The 19,227-nt window shown below is 69.7% G+C and carries 13 protein-coding genes; 8 read left to right on the top strand and 5 right to left on the bottom strand.

Annotated features, from left to right (window positions below; translation table 11 throughout):
- The first annotated feature begins 5 nt into the window (after positions 1–5).
- Positions 6–1,037: an aldo/keto reductase gene (locus L3078_RS40100; RefSeq protein WP_239759137.1), complete on the top strand. Its 1,032-nt coding sequence runs from the start codon at positions 6–8 to the stop codon at positions 1,035–1,037.
- 71 nt (positions 1,038–1,108) lie between these two features.
- Complete coding sequence (locus L3078_RS40095) at positions 1,109–4,249, top strand: RICIN domain-containing protein (protein ID WP_239759136.1); 3,141 nt, start codon at positions 1,109–1,111, stop codon at positions 4,247–4,249.
- A 71-nt stretch (positions 4,250–4,320) separates the two neighbouring features.
- Here L3078_RS40095 and L3078_RS40090 read toward each other — a convergent pair whose 3' ends face one another.
- From L3078_RS40090 to L3078_RS40080, 3 genes are all read right to left on the bottom strand, one after another.
- Positions 4,321–4,941: an HAD family hydrolase gene (locus L3078_RS40090; RefSeq protein ID WP_239759135.1), complete on the bottom strand. Its 621-nt coding sequence runs from the start codon at positions 4,939–4,941 to the stop codon at positions 4,321–4,323.
- A 36-nt stretch (positions 4,942–4,977) separates the two neighbouring features.
- Complete coding sequence (locus tag L3078_RS40085) at positions 4,978–5,970, bottom strand: LLM class flavin-dependent oxidoreductase (protein WP_239759134.1); 993 nt, start codon at positions 5,968–5,970, stop codon at positions 4,978–4,980.
- A 101-nt stretch (positions 5,971–6,071) separates the two neighbouring features.
- Entirely contained in the window at positions 6,072–7,310 is a 1,239-nt protein-coding gene (locus L3078_RS40080; RefSeq protein ID WP_239759133.1) for an MFS transporter, read from the bottom strand.
- A 91-nt stretch (positions 7,311–7,401) separates the two neighbouring features.
- On the opposite strand from L3078_RS40080, the gene L3078_RS40075 reads away from it, so the two are divergent.
- Entirely contained in the window at positions 7,402–8,163 is a 762-nt protein-coding gene (locus tag L3078_RS40075) for a DeoR/GlpR family DNA-binding transcription regulator (RefSeq protein WP_239759132.1), read from the top strand.
- Positions 8,164–8,246: 83 nt separating this feature from the next.
- On the opposite strand, the gene L3078_RS40070 is transcribed toward L3078_RS40075, so the two are convergent.
- On the bottom strand, positions 8,247–9,827 hold the full coding sequence (locus tag L3078_RS40070; RefSeq protein WP_239759131.1) for a GMC family oxidoreductase: 1,581 nt from the start codon (positions 9,825–9,827) through the stop codon (positions 8,247–8,249).
- Between the two features lie 349 nt (positions 9,828–10,176).
- Here L3078_RS40070 and L3078_RS40065 point away from each other — a divergent pair, with 349 nt between their 5' ends.
- Positions 10,177–11,760, top strand: a complete 1,584-nt coding sequence (locus tag L3078_RS40065) for a GMC oxidoreductase (RefSeq protein WP_239759130.1) — start codon at positions 10,177–10,179, stop codon at positions 11,758–11,760.
- A gap of 83 nt (positions 11,761–11,843) precedes the next feature.
- Here the strand turns inward: L3078_RS40065 and L3078_RS40060 are convergent, their stop codons facing one another.
- On the bottom strand, positions 11,844–13,451 hold the full coding sequence (locus tag L3078_RS40060; protein WP_239759129.1) for a PucR family transcriptional regulator: 1,608 nt from the start codon (positions 13,449–13,451) through the stop codon (positions 11,844–11,846).
- Between the two features lie 126 nt (positions 13,452–13,577).
- On the opposite strand from L3078_RS40060, the gene hisD reads away from it, so the two are divergent.
- From hisD to L3078_RS40040, 4 genes are all read left to right on the top strand, one after another.
- Positions 13,578–14,903, top strand: coding sequence for a histidinol dehydrogenase (gene hisD / locus L3078_RS40055; protein ID WP_239759128.1), 1,326 nt, complete (start codon positions 13,578–13,580; stop codon positions 14,901–14,903).
- A gap of 95 nt (positions 14,904–14,998) precedes the next feature.
- Entirely contained in the window at positions 14,999–16,609 is a 1,611-nt protein-coding gene (locus L3078_RS40050) for an APC family permease (protein ID WP_239759127.1), read from the top strand.
- Entirely contained in the window at positions 16,606–17,274 is a 669-nt protein-coding gene (locus L3078_RS40045; RefSeq protein WP_239759126.1) for a ThuA domain-containing protein, read from the top strand. The genes L3078_RS40050 and L3078_RS40045 overlap by 4 nt, the downstream gene beginning before the upstream one ends.
- 36 nt (positions 17,275–17,310) lie before the next feature.
- Positions 17,311–19,098, top strand: coding sequence for a thiamine pyrophosphate-binding protein (locus L3078_RS40040; RefSeq protein ID WP_239759125.1), 1,788 nt, complete (start codon positions 17,311–17,313; stop codon positions 19,096–19,098).
- Positions 19,099–19,227 lie beyond the last annotated feature (129 nt).

Genomic DNA, 19,227 nt, shown 5'->3' with positions numbered 1-19,227 from the left:
ACGTCTTGCACCACCGGAAGATCCACCACACGCCGGTCGCCGTCACCGAGCTCGGCTTCGGCGCCTCGGTGATCGGCAACCTGTACCGGGTGACCGCCCCGCAGGCCGCGTCGGCCGCGATCGACGCCGCCTGGGACGCGGGCGTCCGCTACTTCGACACCGCTCCCCACTACGGCCTCGGCCTCTCCGAACGCCGGCTCGGCGCCGCCCTGCGCGAGCGGCCCCGCGACGAGTACGTCGTCTCGTCCAAGGTGGGCCGGCTCCTCGTCCCCAACGAACACCCCACCGGGGTCGACAGCGACGGGTTCGTAGTCCGGGACGACCTGCGCCGCCAGTGGGACTTCAGCCGCGACGGCGTACTGCGCTCCATGGAGGAGACGCTGGAGCGCACCGGCCTGGACCGCCTCGACATCGTCTACCTCCACGACCCCGACGACCACTGGCAACAGGCCGCCGACGAGGCCATGCCCGCCCTGGCCGAACTGCGCGACCAGGGAGTGATCGGCGCGATCGGCGCCGGCATGAACCAGTCCGCCATGCTCGCCCGCTTCCTGCGCGAGACCGCCGCCGACGTGGTGATGCTGGCCGGGCGCTACACGCTGCTCGACCAGTCCGCCCTCGACGACGTCCTGCCCGCCGCGCAGGCCCACGGCAAGAGCGTCGTCGCGGTCGGCGTCTTCAACTCCGGCCTGCTCTCCCAGGACAGGCCAGCCGAGGGTATGAAATACGACTACCAGGACGCCCCGAGCGACCTCGTGCAGCGGGCCCTGGCCATCGCCGAGGTCTGCGAGCGGTACGGCACCACGCTGCCGGCCGCCGCCATCGCCTTCCCCTTCGCACACCCCGCCGTCGTCAACGTCACCCTGGGCATGCGTTCCCCGGAACAGGTCCGGCGCAACGTCGAACTGCACGCCCAGCGCATCCCCGACGGACTGTGGGACGAACTGCGTGCACAGGCCCTGATCAGGGCCGACGTGCCCACTGCGGGCGGCGACGGTCGCCCGCCCCGAAACCCTCAGAGCCTAAGCGCTGAGTGATCCGACCAACCCGTGACAACAACTCCCTGGACCGCATCAACCGAACACCAGCACCCCCGTGGAGCCGCCCCATGTACACCAGTCCGAGCACCAGAACCACCAGGAGAGGCAGACACCCCGCCTCCTCCGTCCGCCGTCTCCTGCCGGCGACACTCGCGGCGGCGGTCTCCGCCGCTCTGCTGACCTCCCTCACCACGCCGACCCCGGCCGCGGCCGCCACCCAGGCGACGTACTACGTCTCCCCCAGCGGCAGCGACACCAACTCCGGGACGATCTCGGCGCCGTTCAAGACCCTGCAGCACGCCCGGGACGTCGTGCGCACGGTCAACGACGACATGACCGGAGACATCAACGTCTATCTCCGGGGCGGCACCTACCCGGTGAGCAGCACCATCAACTTCACCTCGGCCGACTCCGGAACGAACGGGTACCGAGTCGTCTACGCCGCCTATCAGAGCGAGAAGCCGGTCCTGGACGGAGGCGTTCCGGTCACCGGCTGGACACAGCACAGCGGGAACATCTGGAAGGCCACTCTCAACCGCGACAACAAGCTCCGCGCTCTCTACGTCAACGGCAAGCGCGCCGAGATGGCCTCGAAGACGATCAGCTCGGCCGGATGTTACGGGGAGAACTACAAGGTCCAGACCCCCTTGCCCTCCTGGGCCTGGGAGACGGGTGAGGCGTGCGACGCGGCCAAGTACAGCCTCTCCGCGCTGCCGGCCATCGCGTCCAACCAGGACGACGTGGAGATCAAGACGGCGACGACCTGGACCACGGCGATCGTGGGCGTCAGGGAGGTCACCACCAGCTCGGACGGGGCCAACCGCGTGGCCAAGTTCCAGCAGCCGGGCGCGGCGATAGCCCAGTTCGCGTTCAACGGCGACTTCCAGGCCACCGGTACCCAGACGTTCATGAACGCATACGAGTTCCTGGACCAGCCGGGCGAGTTCTACTTCAACAAGACCACCGACACGGTGTACTACTACAAGTCCAGCTCCGAGGACATGACGACGGCGGACGTCTTCGCGCCGAACAACGTGTCCACCGTCCTCAAGATCGCCGGCGCGTCCAGGACCGACCACGCGCGGAACATCACGTTCTCGGGGCTCACGGTCGAGCACTCCGACTGGAACCTGGTCCAGGTGGGGGACTCCGTCTTCCGGCAGGGCCAGCAGGGCAACGTCAGCGCGAACGTGTTCGCGGATGACAACTTCCACGCCTTCACGTACCGCAACGTCGACCTGCACCCGGCGATGATCCAGATCGAGAACGCCGACGGGATCAGCCTGCAGCGCAACACAGTGCAGCACACCGGTGCCGACGGGATCACCCTGGCCAACGACGTGACCGACTCGCAGTTGACCGGTAATTACGTCAATGACATCGCCGGGTCCGCCATCACCGTGGGTCACCCGCAGCACGTGTACATCGGGGACCACACCTCGACCAACCACGAGAAGTACCCGGTGAACGTCGAGGGTGTCTGCAAGAACATCACCGTCAGGAACAACTACATCTACGACAGCGCGGTGTTGTTCAACGGCTCCAACCCCGTGTCGGCGTACTTCGTCGAATCACTGGCCGTGGAGCACAACCGGATCGAGAAGTCCCCGTGGGCGGGCATCTCGCTCGGCTGGGGCTGGTGGAACTTCAACGGAGACTCGGACTCGGTCGTGCCCGGCACGCCGACCACCACGGCGAAGAACAACTCCATCAGGTACAACGAGATCGTCGACACGATGCAGACGCTCGCCGACGCAGGTCCCATCTACACGCTGGGCAAGCAGCCGGGAACGGAGATCAGCGGCAACTACATGCAGGGTGTTCCGGCCGGCCACAAGTACGGCATCCACCCCGATGAAGGCTCCGCCGGCATCAACTTCCACGACAACGTGCTCGACGTGGACCCGGGTCTCACGTCCACCATCCACTCCGGCGAATGGGGCCGCCAGAAGGACCTGACGATCACCAACACCTACGGCACCGTCAACAAGATCTTCGACCAGACCGTCACGTCCAGCACCATCCAGGACGTGCGCGCGTACTCGGACAACGTGTGGCCCTCCGAGGCGTACGGCATCGCCCTGGACGCGGGCCTGGAAGACGCATACAAGGATCTCGTCCCCCGGAGCAGGGTGGCCCTGCAGGACTACGTGCTGCCCGCCAGTACCTTCGCCGGCAAGGGTGTGTCGTCCGTTCCCGTCCGCGGCACGGGTGACTCGACCAAGACCCTCTGGCTCGCTCCGTCCGGTACGACCACGTTCGCTGTCGGTCCCACGATGACCAAGGCGAGCGGAACCGCGACGGCTATCGCCGTTCCCGGGACGGCCGGTGACTACCGCCTCTACGTCGTGGACGCACAGGGCAACGCGTCCGCCGCGTCGAAGGCGCTGGTGCGGCAACGCTGGGCCTACGTCGACGACAAGGCCGCGAGCGTGACCTACTCGGCCGGCTGGTCGAACTGGAACGACACGCAGGACTTCGGCGGGTCCGAGAAGTTCACGAGCGCCTCGGGCAACTCCGCCGAGTACTCCTTCACCGGCACGGGCATCCGCTACCTCGGCATGAAGCAGCCGAACATGGGCAAGGTGGACGTCTACCTCGACGGCGCCCTCGCACAGGCGGGTATCGACGCCTACGCCTCGACGGTGACGAAGCAGGTGCCACTGTTCGAGAAGACGGATCTCGCCGCCGGCCCCCACACGATCAAGATCGTGTGCACCGGAACGAAGAACGCGTCCTCTTCCAACACCGTCTGCGCACTGGACGCGTTCGCCCACATCTCCTTCCCCGCCAAGAACGCCTTCTACAAGATGCTCAACAAGAGCAGCGGCAAGGCGGTCGACATCAACGGCGGATCCAACGCCGACGGAGCGAACATCATCCACTGGAGCGACAACGGAGCCCAGAACCAGCGCTGGCGGTACGTCCCGGTGGGTGACGGCAGTTACGAGATCGTCAGCCAGGACACCGGCAAACTGCTGGACGTCAAGGACGGGCTCACCACGGACGGCGCCGGCATCGTCCAGTGGACCGACAACAACGGTGTGAACCAGCACTGGACACTGGTCGCCGCCGGCAACGGGTACTACAAGATCAAGAACATGAACAGCAGCAAGCTGCTCACCGTGTCCTCCGGAGGGACTCAGCTCGTCCAGTCCACGGACACGAACGCCGACAGCCAGCTGTGGAAGATGGTGAACGTGGACTGACACCTCCACCGGAACCACTCGGCGGCCGCACCGTGAACGGTGCGGCCGCCGAGTGGTTCCGGTGGAGGTGTTCAGCGGGCCGGCAGCCACGCATCAATGACGGCCGCGAGTTCATCCTGGCGCTGGAAGACGTGCCCGTTCAGGCCGACCGCCTGTGCCGCGTGGACGTTCTCCTCGCGGTCGTCGACGAAGAGGAAGTCTGCGGGCGCGGACTGTAGGGCGACGACGCAGTACTGGAAGGCGGCCGGGTCGGGCTTGGCCGCCCCGATCTTCCCTGAGAACGCCACGTGGTCGAGGTCGTGCAGCCAGGACTGGGCGGCGAGGAAGGCGTCCGCGTGGTCCGCCGGGATGTTGGACAGCAGGGCGACCCGGGCGCGGTCCCGCAGGTCCCGTACGTAGGAGACCATGCGGTCGTCGACGCGGGACCAGCTGTCGATGTCGGTGAGCCGCAGCTCCTCGATCGTGTCGGCGTCGGCGGGCCGGGACAGCGCGGACAGCACGTCGGTCCAGTACGCGGACGCGGTCCGCCGGCCGGCGTCGTAGGGCGGGCGGTGGGTCCAGTAGGCCGTGGTGAAGGCGTCGGCGGAGGCCTGGCAGCGGGCGGCCATCTTCTCCAGGGCGCCCGGGCGCTGGTGGCGGGCGATGACCCCGAAGAGGTCGAAGAGCACGATGCGGCGGCGGTCGGTGGACATGAGGGTCGGTTCCCTTGCGGTCGCGGGGCGTTCGGGTCAGTGCCGGTGGGGCAGGGCGCGGGCGAGCGAGTCCAGTGCGGCCAGGCGGTCGGGGCCCGCCGGGGCGAGAACGACGCTGGTCGCGCCGGCGGCGTGGCGCGCATCGATCGCCGCGCGGGCCTGGGCCGGGGTGCCGGCGATGCTCAACGCGCGGATCCAGTCGGCGGGCATCGTCCGGGCGAAGTGCTGGGCGTCGGGGCTGGCGGCGCGGTGCGCGCGCAGTTCCTCGGCGAAGGGCAGGGGGTCGATGTGCGCGGCCCACTGCGGCTCACCGACCGATTCCAGGACGGTGCGGACACGGGCCAGGGCGGCTTCTTCGGCGTCGTCCACGGCCGCGGCGTCGTAGACGACGATCTCCGGGGCGTTCGCGGAGGCGGAGGCACCCAGGTTGCGCAGCGACGCTTTGATGTAGCCGGGTGCGGCGGGCTCGGCCAGGAGGAGACCGTCGGCGACCTCGCCCGCGACGGCCTGCGACTTGGGGCCGCGGACGCCGAGAATCACCGGGGGGACGATGTCCGGGATCTCGGTCAGGACCACGCCCTCGCAGCGTACGTACCGGCCGTTCGCGGGAACCGGCTTGCCGGCGATGAGCAGGCGGAGTGCTCTCGCGTACTCCTTGATGAGCGTCAGGGGGCTGGCGGGCCAGGACCCGACCTGGCGCATCCAGGCGGGCATGCCGTGGCCGATGCCCGCGATGAGCCGGCCGGGGTGGAGCTGGGCGAGGGTGGCCAGCTCCATCGCGGCGAAGGCCACGTTGCGGGCGCCGGCGGGCATGATGCCGATCCCGACGGTGAGGTTCGTCGTGGAGGCCAGGATCGTTGCGGCCTGGGCCACACCGCCGCGCCAGCCGAGGTCCTCCACGACCCAGACCTGGTCGAACCCCAGCTCCTCGGCACGCCGGACATAGGGCAGCACCTCGCCGACGGGGAGGTCGAGCGGCAGCATGACACCGACACGGCCGCGGGCGGGCACTGCGGGGGACTCGGACATCGGGGCTCCTTCGGTCAGGCTGAGGGCTTTTCCCGGCCCTGGTGACCGGGGAGGGAAGGGCTTGTGCGGCACGGTTGTCAGGGACCGTGCCGCACAAGCGGTCATGGGCTGCTGGCTGACGTCTCGCGCTCGCGGGTGCGGTCGGCCTCCCTCTCGCCCTGACGGACGAGGACGGGGTCGGTGCGCAGGACGCGGGCGCCCACGGCGGTCGTCACGCACAGCAGGGTCAACAGGACGAAGGCGTGGTTGAGGGCGACGAGGTGGGTCAGCCAGCCGATGACGGCAGGGCCGGCGAGCATGCCGACGTAGCCGAGTCCGGCGACGCGGGAGACGTTGGCACCGGCCGCCGAGGGGTCGGCGTGCCCGGCCGCGCTGAACAGTTGCGGTACACACCCGGACAGGCCCAGGCCGAACAGTGCCCAGCCGGTGAACGCGGTCCACATCCACGGGCCGAGGGCCACGAGTGTGCTGCCGACGGCGGCCATGGCCGCGCCGTAGCGCAGGATCGCCACGGAACCGAGCCGGGTGACGAGGCGGTCGGTGAGCAGCCGGCCGATGGTCATGGCCGCGGCGAAGGTGCCGTACGCGAAGGCCGCCGTGCCGGCGGACGCGCCCAGGACGTCCTTCAGGTGCAGGACGCTCCAGTCGTGGGCGGCGCCTTCGCACAGCATGGCCATCAGCGCCAGGACGGCCAGCAACCAGACCCGGCCCGTGGTGCCGCTGTGCTCGACGGCCGGTGACGTCCCCGTCTCCTCCGTGGAGCTGGGGCTGTCGACGGCGGGAGCGGCAGGCAGCAGGGAACGGGCCGAGGTCAGGGTGATCACGACGCCCAAGGCCCCGATGGCGGCCATGCTCGCGGCCGGGTGCAGGCCGGCGCTCGCGGCGCCCGCTCCGGCGAGTGCGGCGAGGACACCGCCGACGGAGAACGTGGCGTGGAAGCCGGACATGACGGGGCGGCCGTACGCCTTCTCCACGTGCACGGCGTGGGCGTTCATGCTCACGTCGAGGCAGCCGTTGCAGAGGCCGAAGACCAGCAGGGCGGCGGCCAGCGTCCACGGATCGTGGGCGAGACCGGGCAGGAACAGGGTCGTGCCGCAGAGGACACCGCCGGCGGGCACCACGACACGGGTGCCGAGGCGGTCGGTCAGCGGACCCGCCACCTGCATCCCTACGAAAGCCCCGAGCCCGAGCACCACCAGCAGGCCGCCGAGCGCGGCGTGGCTGATGCCGACGCGTTCCTCGATCGCGGGGATGTGCACCACCCAGGTGCCCAGCAGGGTGCCGTACAGGACGAAGTAGACATAGGTCGCCACGCGGGCGGCTCGCAGGGAACGTTCCATGCCGACCAGCGTAACGAACATTTCTAGTGTTCGTGAATTGCCGTTATGAACAAAATTATTGTTCATATCACAGGTGGTGTTCAATCGCGGTATGAGCAACGCAGACCGCCATGGGCTGATCGCGAAGGTCGTCAGGGACTCGGGACGGGCCACGGTCCAGGAGCTGGCGGAGCTGACCGGCGCCTCGGAGATGACCATCCGGCGCGACCTCGACGTCCTCGCCGCCCAGGGTGTCCTCGAACGCGTCCGCGGCGGGGCGCGCACCCTGCTGCTCCGGGGCGAGGAGCCCCCCTTCGCGCTGCGCGCCCACGAGGCGGTCGACGCCAAACGCCGGATCGCCTCCGAGATCTCCGCGCTCATCGCCGACGGCGAGAGCGTCCTGCTGGACAGCGGCACCACCTGCCTGGAGGTCGCCCGCCTCCTGCGCGAGCGGCCCGTCACCGTGATGCCGCTGTCCCTGCAGGCCATCCACCTGTTCGGCGAGACACCCGGCCCGGCCACCCTGGTCGTACCCGGCGGCCAGCCTCGCGCCGCCGAGGGAGCCCTCATCGGCCCCCTCACCCTCGCCTCCCTGGCCGCCCTGCGCTTCGACACCGCCGTCATCGGCTGCTGCGGGCTGACCGCGGCGGACGGTCTCACCGCGTACGACCTCGACGACGCGGCGGTGAAGAAGGCGAGCATCGCCTCCTCCCGCCGCGTGATCGCCGCCGCCGACGCCGGCAAACTCGGCCACACCGCCTACGCCTACGTCGGCCCGGCGGCCGTCCTGCACACCCTCGTCACCGACACCACGGCGGATGTCGGCGAAGTCGCCGCACTGGAAGCCGGCGGCACCGTCGTCCGGACCGTGTGACGGACTCGCGCACACCGCCCGACGGGCCTCCGTGCCTCGTACCGGTCCGGTGACGGCGGCTGGGGCGAGCGGGAGCGCCGGCTTCACCCGGCCGACGCCCGGATGAACGCGGCGGCCCTCTCCCCGATCATGATGGCGGGAGCGTTGGTGTTCCCGGTGACGAGGGTCGGCATGATCGACGTGTCCGCCACGCGGACGTTCTCGAGTCCCCGCACGCGGAGTTCATGGTCGACGACCTTGCCCATCATGCAGGTGCCCGACGGGTGGTAGAACGAGAACGACTGCGTGCGAATGAAGTCGTCGATGTCCTGGTCGCGGTCCGAGACGGGGGCGAGTCCGACATCGGCGGCCGCACGCAGGTCCGCCTGCAGCAGGGAGGTCAGCCGCTGCTCGCGCGCGATGCGCATACACAGCCGGACGCCCTCCCGCAGCCGTCGGCGGTCGTCGGGGTCGGCGAGGTAGTTGTGGAAGATGCGCGGCTTGGCGTAGGGGTGGGAGTGCCGCAGCCGCACCGCGCCGCGGCTCGCGGGCCGCGCCACGTACGGACCGAAGGACATTCCGGGCTCCAACGGGGCGGCAAGCCCCTCGTCACGGACGATGCCCAGTGCGGCATGCACCTGGATGTCGGGCGCGGGGACGTCGTCGCTGGAGCTGAAGAAGCCGCCGGTCTCGTTCCAGGCCATCGGTCCCATGCCTTCCCGACGCAGGAGTTCCTCCTCTCGCGAGGTGTCCGGGCCGAGCAGCGGCTCCGTCTCGCTGAAGAAGCTGATGAAGCACCCGGTGTGGTCCTGCATGTTCCGGCCCACGTCCGGCAGGTCGTGCAGCGGGGTGATCCCTCCCGCGGTCAGCTCGTCGGCCGGTCCGACACCGGACTGGAGGAGCAGGTGGGGCGAGTTGTACGCCCCGAGGGACAGCACGATCTCACGGTCGACCCGGATCGTCCGGACGGTACCGAGGTGGTCGACCTCCAGGCCGCCGGCCCGTGAGCCGTCGAAGCTCAGGCGCAGAGCGGTCGTCGAGGGCAGGACGGTGAGGTTCGGGCGCCCCGCGGCCGGCTCCAGGAACGCTCGCGCGCTGCTGCAGCGCAGACCGTTCCGCTGGGTGACCTGGTGGTAGCCGACGCCCTCCTGCTCGGCTCCGTTGAAGTCCGCGTTGTACTTGTGGCCCGCGTCCTGGGCGGCCTCGACCCATGCCGTGAGCAGCGGATGGACGGAGTGGGGGTTGCTGACGGTGAGAGGGCCGCCGACGCCGTGGAAGTCGTCCGCCCCGCGCTCGTTGTCCTCGGACTTCTTGAAGAACGGCAGGACGTCGTCGTACCCCCAGCCCGGGTTGCCGAGCCGCTCCCAGGTGTCGTAGTCGTAGCGGTGACCGCGGACGTAGAGCATCGTGTTCATCGAGCTGGTGCCGCCGACCACCCGGCCGCGGGGCAGGTAGGCACGGCGCCCGCCGAGCTGCGGCTCGGGGTCCGTCTCGAAGTCCCAGTCGTACGCCGTCTTGAGCTGCTGCGAGAACAGCGCGGGGATCTCGAAGAGGCGGCCCCGGGCCGGCGGTCCCGCCTCGATCAGCGCCACCGTGACGTCCGGATCCTCGGACAGACGGCCCGCGATCGCGCAGCCGGACGAGCCCGCCCCGACGACAACATAGTCATACGATTCGCTGGTCATTGCGCCTCCCTGGAGTCCGGCGGCCCTGATCGGCGCCGTGGCTCCTGGAGACGCTAGGGACGCCCGGGACACCCGGCACATGCACGACGTGAGCAAAGTACGGCCGGGTCCCTACACACCATGAGCGCCTGAGACCGGTGACAGGGCCGACGGGACGGACGATCCGCGGAGCCGGCGACCGTGCCCGAGGGCTGGTGCACACACTGTGTGCCTCGGTCCGCCGTCATTACCCATCTCGTGCATGGGACGAATCCCTACCGCTGCCTAGGCTCACGGAGAACCATGGCGACAGGAGCTCGTTTTCTCGCCTCCCGAGCCCGTACCCGAACCTCCAAGGGGATGCCGACCCATGTCCGACCCGGTCCGTCAGGATTACACACCCCCGGAGCTCCGGCCCGAAGCCCTCGTCTCACCCGGCACCGCAGCCGAGATCAGCACCGACGTCCTGATCGTCGGCTCCGGCATGGGCGGATCCTCGCTGGCCTGGGCGCTGAAGGACTCCGGACTCGACGTCCTCGTCGTGGAACGGGGCCGCTTCCTTCCCCGCGAACCCGAGAACTCGCAGCCCGCCGAGATGTACATGAAGGGCCGGTACAAGAACGCCGGCTACTGGTACGACGGCAGCAACGGCGAGCCGTTCGCGCCCGGCGTGTACTACTGGGTGGGCGGAAACACGCGCTTCTACGGCGCCATGCTGCCCCGCTTCCGCCGCAGCGACTTCACCGAGGTCGAACACCACGAAGGCGTCTCGCGGGCCTGGCCCTTCGACTACGACGACCTGGAGCCCTTCTACACCGCGATGGAGGAGTTGCTCCAGGTGCACGGGCAGACCGGCGAGGATCCGACGGAGCCACCCCGCTCCAAGCCCTACCCGTACCCGGCGCTCCAGCACGAGCCGGAGATCGAGCGGTTCGCCCGGTCGCTGCGCCGACAGGGCCTGCACCCTTTTCACACCCCGAACGCCCTGAACATCGAGACGCAGGCCGACCGCGCCGCCGTGACCACCGCCGACGGCTGCCCGGACGAGACGGGCATGAAGTCCGACGCCGAGAACCGGATCCTGCTCCCCGCGCTGCGCGACGGCGTGCGGATCCTCACCGGCGCGGAGATCACCCGTCTCATCACCTCTGCCGACGGCCGGAGAATCGTCGCCGCCGAGGCACGGTACGCGGGCCGGACCCTCCGTATCAACGCCAAGTCCTTCGCCCTGGCCGGAGGCGCCGTCAACTCGGCCGCCCTGCTGCTCCGTTCGGCCGACGACGCGCATCCCCAAGGACTCGCCAACTCCTCGGGCCTGCTCGGCCGCAACTACATGGTCCACAACAGCACGTTCTTCGTCGGGGTGAACCCCCTGCGGACCAACCCCACGAAGTGGCAGAAGACGCTCGGCCTGAACGACTTCTACGAGGCCGGACCGGGAACCCGCTTCCCGCTCGGGAACCTCCAGATGCTGGGCAAGCTGCAGGCCCCCATGCTCAAGCCCGCGCGTCCGTGGGCGCCGACGTGGGTCCTGGAGCTCATGGCGGCCAGAAGTCTCGACATCTACCTGACCACCGAGGACCTGCCGTCCCGGAACAACCGGGTACGCGTGGACGGAGACCGCATCCTCATCGACTGGAAGCCGACCAACCTGGCGCCCCACCACGAACTCGTGCGCCGGGTGACCCGGGCCGTCCGCAAGGCCGGCTATCCGCTGATCTTCACCCAGCGCATGGGGATCGAGACCAACTCCCACATGTGCGGAACGGCCGTGGCGGGTCACGACCCGGCCGAGAGCGTGCTCGATCCCCTGTGCCGCAGCCATGACATCGACAACCTCTGGGTGACCGATTCGTCGTTCTTCCCGTCCTCCGCGGCACTCAATCCGGCACTGACGATCGGGGCGAACGCCCTGCGCATCGCCCCGTCCCTGGCCCGGGCCACGAAGAGCTGACAGCGTGGAGGGCTGGGCCTGCGGGAACAAGCCCGTCCCGCAGGCCCGGCGGTCGGCCCCGCGGGTCAGGTCCGGCCCACCGGTCAGGTCCGCCGCAGTGTCGGCTTGCGCAGCAGATCGTGTCCGCGGACGGCCAGTTGCAGCCGCTGCTGGTTGCTGACCTGCGAGAGGTCCAGGCCGAGGATCTCGGAGAGCCTGTCGAGGCGGTGGTAGAGGGTACGCCGCTGGATGAAGAGTTCCTCCGCGGCCCGCGCCTTGTTGCCACCGCAGTCGAGGAACGTCCGCAGGGTGGGCAGCAGAGGGTTCTTCGCCAGCGCGTCGTGCTCCAGCAGCGACCCGAGCTCGTCCTCCACGTACCGCCGGAGCTCGGGCCCCTCGGAGAGGGCGACGAGCAGGCGCAGCGCCCCCAGATCGTCGAAGTGACGCACCTCCGCGGTCGAGGCCGCGGCGGCGACGGACGCCGCACTGCGGCTCTGGCGCAGCGCCAGGGGCAGCACCGGCGGCTCCACGATCCGGCTGATGCCGCCCCGTACCCCGTGATCGGCCAGCAGGGTGCGCACATGGCCGGCGTCGGCGCGGGTGGGCAGGCCCACGACCGCCACGTCGAAGTCCCCGGTGTCGCCCACGACGGCCGGCCAGCCCGCCTCCTGCAGCAGGTGTGCGAGGAGGTGGTCCTTGGTGGGCTCCTCGTCCCCGGCCCAGGCCGTGACGACGACCAGGTCCCGCCCGCGCAGGTCCTGGCCGAGCGCCAGTGCGAGGGTCACGAACCGTTCTCCCGTGATGTCGCCGAGCAGCAGCCGGTTGAGCAGGGCCGTCTGGCGCTGGGACGCGCGGGCGCCGCTCTCCCGCTCGCTCAGCAGCGAGATCGCGATGGCCGCGGCGGCCCGCTCCAGCGTGCGCAGTTCGGGCGGGCTCGGCCGTGCTCCCTCGTGCAGCAGATGGAGCCACCCCCATGACTCGCCCCGCAGCACCACCGGCTGGCGGGCGCACGGGGCGACCTCGCGGAACGACGCCGCCGGCGCGGTCGGAACCCCGGGACCCTGCGCCGAGACCGTGGGGTGGCGCTCATGGATCGCCCGGGAGTGCGCACTCCACTCGTCCACGATCCGGTCGGCCTTCGCCGTCGCGCCGCCGTACGCCAGCATCTGATGGGCGACGTCCTCCAGCACGACCGGGTGCCCCGTGCGGCGGGCCAGTTCCCTGACGACCCCGACGTAGTCCTCGTCCGCCAGCAGCAGATCCATGAACGCCTGGCTGGTGGCCTCCTCGGCGATCAGCTGCTTGACGCGCATGCCGACGAGCACCTCGTGGACCTGGGCCGACGTCTCGACGAAGGGAATCTCGTCGGCGAGTCCCACCAGGGGCAGGCCGACCGCCTCGGCCTCCTCGATGGCGGCCTCCGGCATGGAGTCGAACATACGCCCGGCCAGTTCCACCACGAGGACGGCCGCGTGGGCGTCCGCGAGCCGCCGGATGAAGGCGCGCTGCTCATGGTGTGTCACGCCCATGCCGAGGCCGGCAGTCAGGAGCATCTCCTGCCCGGTGAGAAAGCGGTGGATGTCCGGGATCTCGCCGGTGTGCACCCAGCGCACCGGGCGGTCCAGATTCCTCTCCCCGGCGTACACCCGCACCGTGGTGCGCGTGAACACCTCCAGCTCCAGAGCGGCGCGGACAGTCAGGACTTCAGCCATGAGCCACTACCTCGGTGTGTGCAGTATCCACGGCCAATATTGCACACCCTGCGCCTGTCGTCCCACCTCCCGTTTCTCCAGACTTCAGGTCAAGCCCGCAGGCAAGACCCCTGCAAGGAGTGCAGAGTGTCAGCAACACACCAGACCATCAAGGCTCCTGCCGCCGCGAAGACCCCGCGGACCAGTCGGCCGGAAATCATCGAGACCGTCGCGGACGTGATCGCCGACGTACGCGCCAACGGCGACGCTGCCGTGCGTCGCTGGTCGCAGAAGTTCGACGACTGGAGCCCGGAGTCCTACCGACTGGGGCCCGACCAGATCGCCTCCGTCGTCTCCTCCGTCCCCGAGACGGTCCTCGACGACCTGCGCTTCGTCCAGACGCAGGTCCGCGGCTTCGCCCAGGCGCAGCGCGACTCGCTCACCGACTTCGAAGTGGAGACACTGCCCGGAGTGTTCCTGGGGCAGCGCAACATCCCCATCGGCGCCGCCGGCGCCTATGTGCCCGGCGGGCGCTACCCCCTCACCGCGTCGGCGCACATGACCGTCCTGACCGCCAAGGTCGCGGGCGTCGAACGGGTCGCCGCGACGACCCCGCCCGACCGAGGAGCTCCGCCGCCCGTCAGCATCGCCGCGATGCACCTGGCCGGCGCCGACGAGATCTACGTCATGGGCGGTGTCCAGGCCGTGGCCGCGCTGGCGCTGGGCACCGAGACGATCGACGCAGTCGACATGCTCGCCGGCCCCGGCAACGCCTATGTGGCGGAGGCCAAGCGCCAGCTCTTCGGCGAGGTCGGGATCGACCTCTTCGCCGGTCCGACGGAGGTGCTGATCGTCGCGGACGGGACCGCGGACCCGTTCGTGGTCGCGACGGACCTGCTGTCCCAGGCCGAGCACGGACCCGACTCCCCGGTCGTGCTCATCACCACCTCGCACGACGTGGCCACCGGGACCATCGCCTGGGTGGACAAGCTGCTGCCGGACCTGTCCACCGGAGAGGTCGCCGGGCGCGCCTGGCGCGACCACGGCGAGGTGATCGTGGTCCCCGACCTGGACGCCGCCTACGCCCTCGCCGACGAGTACGCCAGCGAGCACGTCCAGATCCTGACCGCCGAGCCCCGCGAGGCCCTGCACCGGATGCGCAACTACGGCGCCCTCTTCCTCGGGGACAAGACCTGCGTCGCGTACGGCGACAAGGTCATCGGCACCAACCACGTACTGCCCACCCTGGGAGCGGCCCGCTACACCGGCGGTCTCTGGGTCGGCAAGTACCTCAAGACCGTGACCTACCAGGAGATCGGCGACGCCGGGTCCAGCGCCCGCCTCGGCGAGATCTGCGGCAGGGCCTCACGCATCGAGAACTTCGAAGGACACGCGCGCTCGGGAGACGTCCGCGCGGCGCGCTACGGATCGGCCCGCCTCGACTGGACCGACCACACCTTCGAGCAGAGCTGATCCGCGGTGACGGATCGAGCCTTACGCCGGACCGCCCTCGCGGCACGGCAGCCGTTCGACAAGGAGCACGTCCCCCTCGACCCACGGAGATCGTCATGTCAGCTACGGACAACGAGGCGCACGCGGCGCCCACATCCACCCCCGGCGGCCCCTCGGGCGGGGCCGCGGGTCCCGTCTCGTCGGCCGCGGACGCGGAAATGCTCGCCGTACTCGGCTACGAGCAGAAGTTCGACCGCAAGGTCAGCCTGTGGGGCAACTTCGCCCTGGGCTTCGTCTACCTCTCGCCCCTCGTGGGTGTCGTGGCCCTCTTCGCGGTCGGTCTGGCGACCGCCGGCGGGCCGTCCGTCTTCTGGATCGGCATCGTCGGGGCCGGGCAGTTCCTGGTCGCGCTGACCTTCGGCGAGGTCGTCTCGCAGTTCCCGCTCGCGGGCGGGCTCTACCAATGGGTCAGACGCCTGTGGAACGGGCGCTACGCCTGGTTCAACGCGTGGACCTACATCTGTTGCATCACCATCGGCATCACCAGCACCGCACTCTTCAGCTCGGACTTCGTGGCCAGCCTCTTCGCCGGAACCGCCGACGCGCCCGCCATCAGCTCCACCCCCGCCCAGCGGCTGTGGATCGCCATCGGCATGGCCCTCGTCTGCCTGATCTGCAACTGCTTCGGTACCAGGACACTGGCCCTGATCTCGAAGATCGGACTCGCGGCGGAACTGATCGGCATCGTCGTCGTGGGCCTGTACCTGCTGATCTTCGAGCGGCACAACTCGTTCTCGATCTTCTTCGAGGCCAGCAGCGCCCACCACGACAGCTACCTGATGGCCTTCATCTTCGCCTCGCTCGTCGGGCTCTTCCTCTTCTACGGCTTCGAGGCGTGCGGCGAGATCGCGGAGGAGGTCCCCAACCCCTCCCGCAGCATCCCGCGGGCCATGCAGCTGACCGTGGCCGTCGGCGGAGTGGCCGCCCTGCTCGCGTTCGTCGGCTACGCCCTCGCGGCCCCGGACCTCGCCTCGATCCTCTCGGGCAAGGACACCAACCCGATCCCCTCGATCCTGCAGAACTCGCTCGGCACGGTGGGCACCAAGGCGGTGCTCACGGTCATCATCACGTCCTTCATCGCCGGTGTGATGAGCCAGCAGGCCGCCGCGAGCCGGATCGTCTTCTCCTTCGCCCGCGACGACATGTTCCCGGGCTCCCGTGTCTTCTCGCAGATCACCCGCAGGCACCGTGTCCCCATGAACGCGCTGCTGGCTGTGAACGTCCTGCCGCTGGTGATCTTCGTCTTCATCTACTACTCGCCCGACTCCCTCACCAAGATCGCGGCGTTCCAGATGCTCGCCGGTTACGCCGCGTTCATGATGGTCGTACTGGCCGCGCTGCGGATGCGCCTGAAGGGCTGGCGTCCCGCCGGAGCCTGGACCCTCGGCCGCTGGGGTCTCGTGGTCAACGTGGCGGCCCTGGCCTACGGAGTGTTCGGGATGGTCCTTCTCGCCTGGCCCACCGGCGACTCCGCAACCCCGCTCCTGGACCGGTGGATCGCGCTCGTCGGCTTCCTCGTCGTCTCGGCCGTGGGTCTGGTGTACCTGCTGGCCGCGAAGCCGGAGCGCAAGTCCACGGCGCCGGAAGGTGACGCGATCGAGGTGGCCGAGCGCCTGCGCAGCCGCGCCGCGGCCCTCGCCGGCACGAGCGGAGGAAGCAGCGCATGACCCGCGTCCTGTATCTGTACGGAGGCTGGCCGGGGCACAAGCCCTACCAGGTGGCCGAGGAATGGGCCCTCCCGATCTTCAAGAACCTCGGGTTCGACGTCGACGAGACCCATGACATCTTCGCGCTCGACGCCGACCTCACCGGCTACGACCTCATCGCCCTCAACTGGAACAACGCCCTGCTGTCCGAGGGGCTGACCGCCGCCCAGGAGTCGAACCTGCTGGGCGCGGTGGAAAGCGGCACCGGGATCGCCGCCTGGCACGGCGCTGCCGCCGCGTTCCGCACCAGCCTCAAGTACCACTGGCTCCTCGGCGGCAGCTTCCTCGAACACCCCGCGGGCGAAGGAGTGAAGTACCCGTACGAGGTCACGATCACGGACACCGACCACACGATCACCGCCGGGGTGCGGGACTTCCGGGTCGCCTCCGAGCAGTACTACATGTCGGTCGATCCCAACAACCACGTCCTCGCCGAGTCCACCTTCACCGGCGAACACCTGCCCTGGCTGGAGGGGAAGACGATCCCCCAGGCATGGACCAGGACCTGGGGCGACGGCCGCGTCTTCTACAGCGCGGTCGGACACGATCTCGACGACCTGCAGAACCCGGACGTCACCCGCCTGTGCACCCAGGGCTTCGCCTGGGCCGCCCGTCAGAACGCCTGATCTCTCCGTCCGACCCAAGCTGATTGGGAGCACACCATGCCTGTCCTCACCGGAGGCCAGATCGTCGCGCGGACCCTGCGCAACTACGGGGTCGACGTCGTCGCCGGCATCCCCGGCCACGGCATCTGGTCACTGACCGACGCCTTCCTCGACGACGAGTCCAGGATCCCCTTCATCCAGACCTTCCACGAGCAGAGCGCCGTCCACCTCGCCGACGGCTACTACCGCGTCACCGGCCGCCCGCAGGCCGCCGTGACCTCCATCGGCGCCGGCGCCAGCAACACCGTCATCGGCATGGGTACCGCGTTCACGGACTCCACCAGTGTTCTCGTCGTCACGGGCGGCCCGCCGACCCACATGCGCGGCCACGGACTGCTGCAGGAACTGGACCGCTACACGGCCAACGACTTCCCCAAGGTGGCCGAGGCCGTCAGCAAGCGGCACTGGGTCGTCACCCGCGTCGAGGAACTCCCCTTCGTCCTGCACCGCTGTTTCAACTCCATGCTGACCGGCCGCCCCGGCCCGGTACACCTCGAAGTCCCCATGGACGTACAGGCCGAGGCGGCGGACGTGCAGCTCCACGACCTGGAGCGGCGCATCCCCGTCGGCCGCCAGCACCCCGACCCGGAAGCCGTGGAGCGCGCGGTCGACGTGCTGCTCGCGGCCACCCGGCCGGTCATCGTGGTCGGCGGCGGTGCGATCACCTCCGAGGCGTCCGACGAGGTCCTCGCCCTCGCCGAACTGTGGCAGATCCCGGTCGTCACCACGTGGAACGGCAAGAGCGCCTTCCCCGAGGACCACGAGCTGTTCGCCGGCAGCGTCGGCCAGACCGGCACGATGACCGGCAACGCGATCGCGAGCTCCGCCGACGTCGTCATCTCCGTCGGCTGCCGCTTCACCGACTGGTCCGCCTCCAGCTACGCCAAGGGCATCAGCTTCTCCATCCCGCCCGCGAAGCTCATCCACATCGACATCGACCCGCACGAGATCGGCAAGAACTACCCCGCCGAGGTGGGCATCGTCGCGGACGCGCAACGCGCCGTGGCCGCCATCGTCGACTCCCTGCCCTCCCAGGGCGTCGACCGCTCCGAGTACCTCGCCGAACTCGCCCGGCTCAAGCAGGACTGGGAGGAGAAGCTCGCCGGCCGCCGCGACAGCGACCGCTTCCCCTTCACCTCCCAGCGCCCGCTCGGGGCCCTGCGCAACGTGCTCCCGCGCGACGCGATCATCGTCGCCGGCTCGGGCAACACCCAAGGGGCGGTCAAGCAGACCTTCCCCGTCTATTCCCCGCGCACCCACCTCACCTCCGGTGGTTTCTCCTCCATGGGCTGGGCCATCCCGGCGGCCGTCGGCGCCAAGCTCGCCCGACCGGACAGCCCGGTCGTGTGCGTCCTCGGCGACGGAGACTTCCTCATGACCTCCCAGGAGATCGCCCTGAGCGTCACCGCCGGCGCGCCGGTGATCTTCGTGATCCAGAACAACGCGGGCTACATGTCGATCCGCGGCGGCCAGCGCAAGCAGACCTCGCGTCACATCGGCACCGAGTTCTCCCACCCCGACGGCTCGCCGTACAGCCCCGACTTCGCGGCCATGGGCCGGGCCTTCGGGATCGAGTCGTGGAAGGTGAACGACGCCGCGTCCCTGGAGCCGACCCTGCGCAAGGCGGTCCAGTCCGGGGCGCCCGCCGTGATCGAGGTCCCCACGGACCGCGACGCCGCGGGCCCCTGGGTCCCCGGCTGGTGGGACTTCCCGATCCCGGCGTACATCAAGGACGAGCGCCAGGACGAGTACGACCGCATCAGGGCCACCGAGCAGCATCTCTGAGACGGCCCCGCGCCACCGTACCGACCACCGCCCGTGCGGCCGAGACCCGGCCGCGCGGGCGGTCCGCGTGCCCGCACTCACCTCTCGCGCACACCCGCTTCCCAGTGGCACCTCGACGAGGTCTTCATC

The sequence above is a fragment of the Streptomyces deccanensis genome (assembly GCF_022385335.1).
In the GTDB taxonomy this organism is placed as follows: domain Bacteria; phylum Actinomycetota; class Actinomycetes; order Streptomycetales; family Streptomycetaceae; genus Streptomyces; species Streptomyces deccanensis.
Note: the sequence above shows the minus strand (reverse complement) of the source record. Positions and strands in the feature narration are given on the sequence as shown.

Coding starts and splice junctions, on each gene's coding strand:
- L3078_RS40095 (WP_239759136.1), top strand. CDS start 1,109: ATGTACACCAGTCCGAGCACCAGAACCACCAGGAGAGGCAGACACCCC.
- L3078_RS40090 (WP_239759135.1), bottom strand. CDS start 4,941: ATGTCCACCGACCGCCGCCGCATCGTGCTCTTCGACCTCTTCGGGGTC.
- L3078_RS40085 (WP_239759134.1), bottom strand. CDS start 5,970: ATGTCCGAGTCCCCCGCAGTGCCCGCCCGCGGCCGTGTCGGTGTCATG.
- L3078_RS40080 (WP_239759133.1), bottom strand. CDS start 7,310: ATGGAACGTTCCCTGCGAGCCGCCCGCGTGGCGACCTATGTCTACTTC.
- L3078_RS40075 (WP_239759132.1), top strand. CDS start 7,402: ATGAGCAACGCAGACCGCCATGGGCTGATCGCGAAGGTCGTCAGGGAC.
- L3078_RS40070 (WP_239759131.1), bottom strand. CDS start 9,827: ATGACCAGCGAATCGTATGACTATGTTGTCGTCGGGGCGGGCTCGTCC.
- L3078_RS40065 (WP_239759130.1), top strand. CDS start 10,177: ATGTCCGACCCGGTCCGTCAGGATTACACACCCCCGGAGCTCCGGCCC.
- L3078_RS40060 (WP_239759129.1), bottom strand. CDS start 13,451: ATGGCTGAAGTCCTGACTGTCCGCGCCGCTCTGGAGCTGGAGGTGTTC.
- L3078_RS40050 (WP_239759127.1), top strand. CDS start 14,999: ATGTCAGCTACGGACAACGAGGCGCACGCGGCGCCCACATCCACCCCC.
- L3078_RS40045 (WP_239759126.1), top strand. CDS start 16,606: ATGACCCGCGTCCTGTATCTGTACGGAGGCTGGCCGGGGCACAAGCCC.
- L3078_RS40040 (WP_239759125.1), top strand. CDS start 17,311: ATGCCTGTCCTCACCGGAGGCCAGATCGTCGCGCGGACCCTGCGCAAC.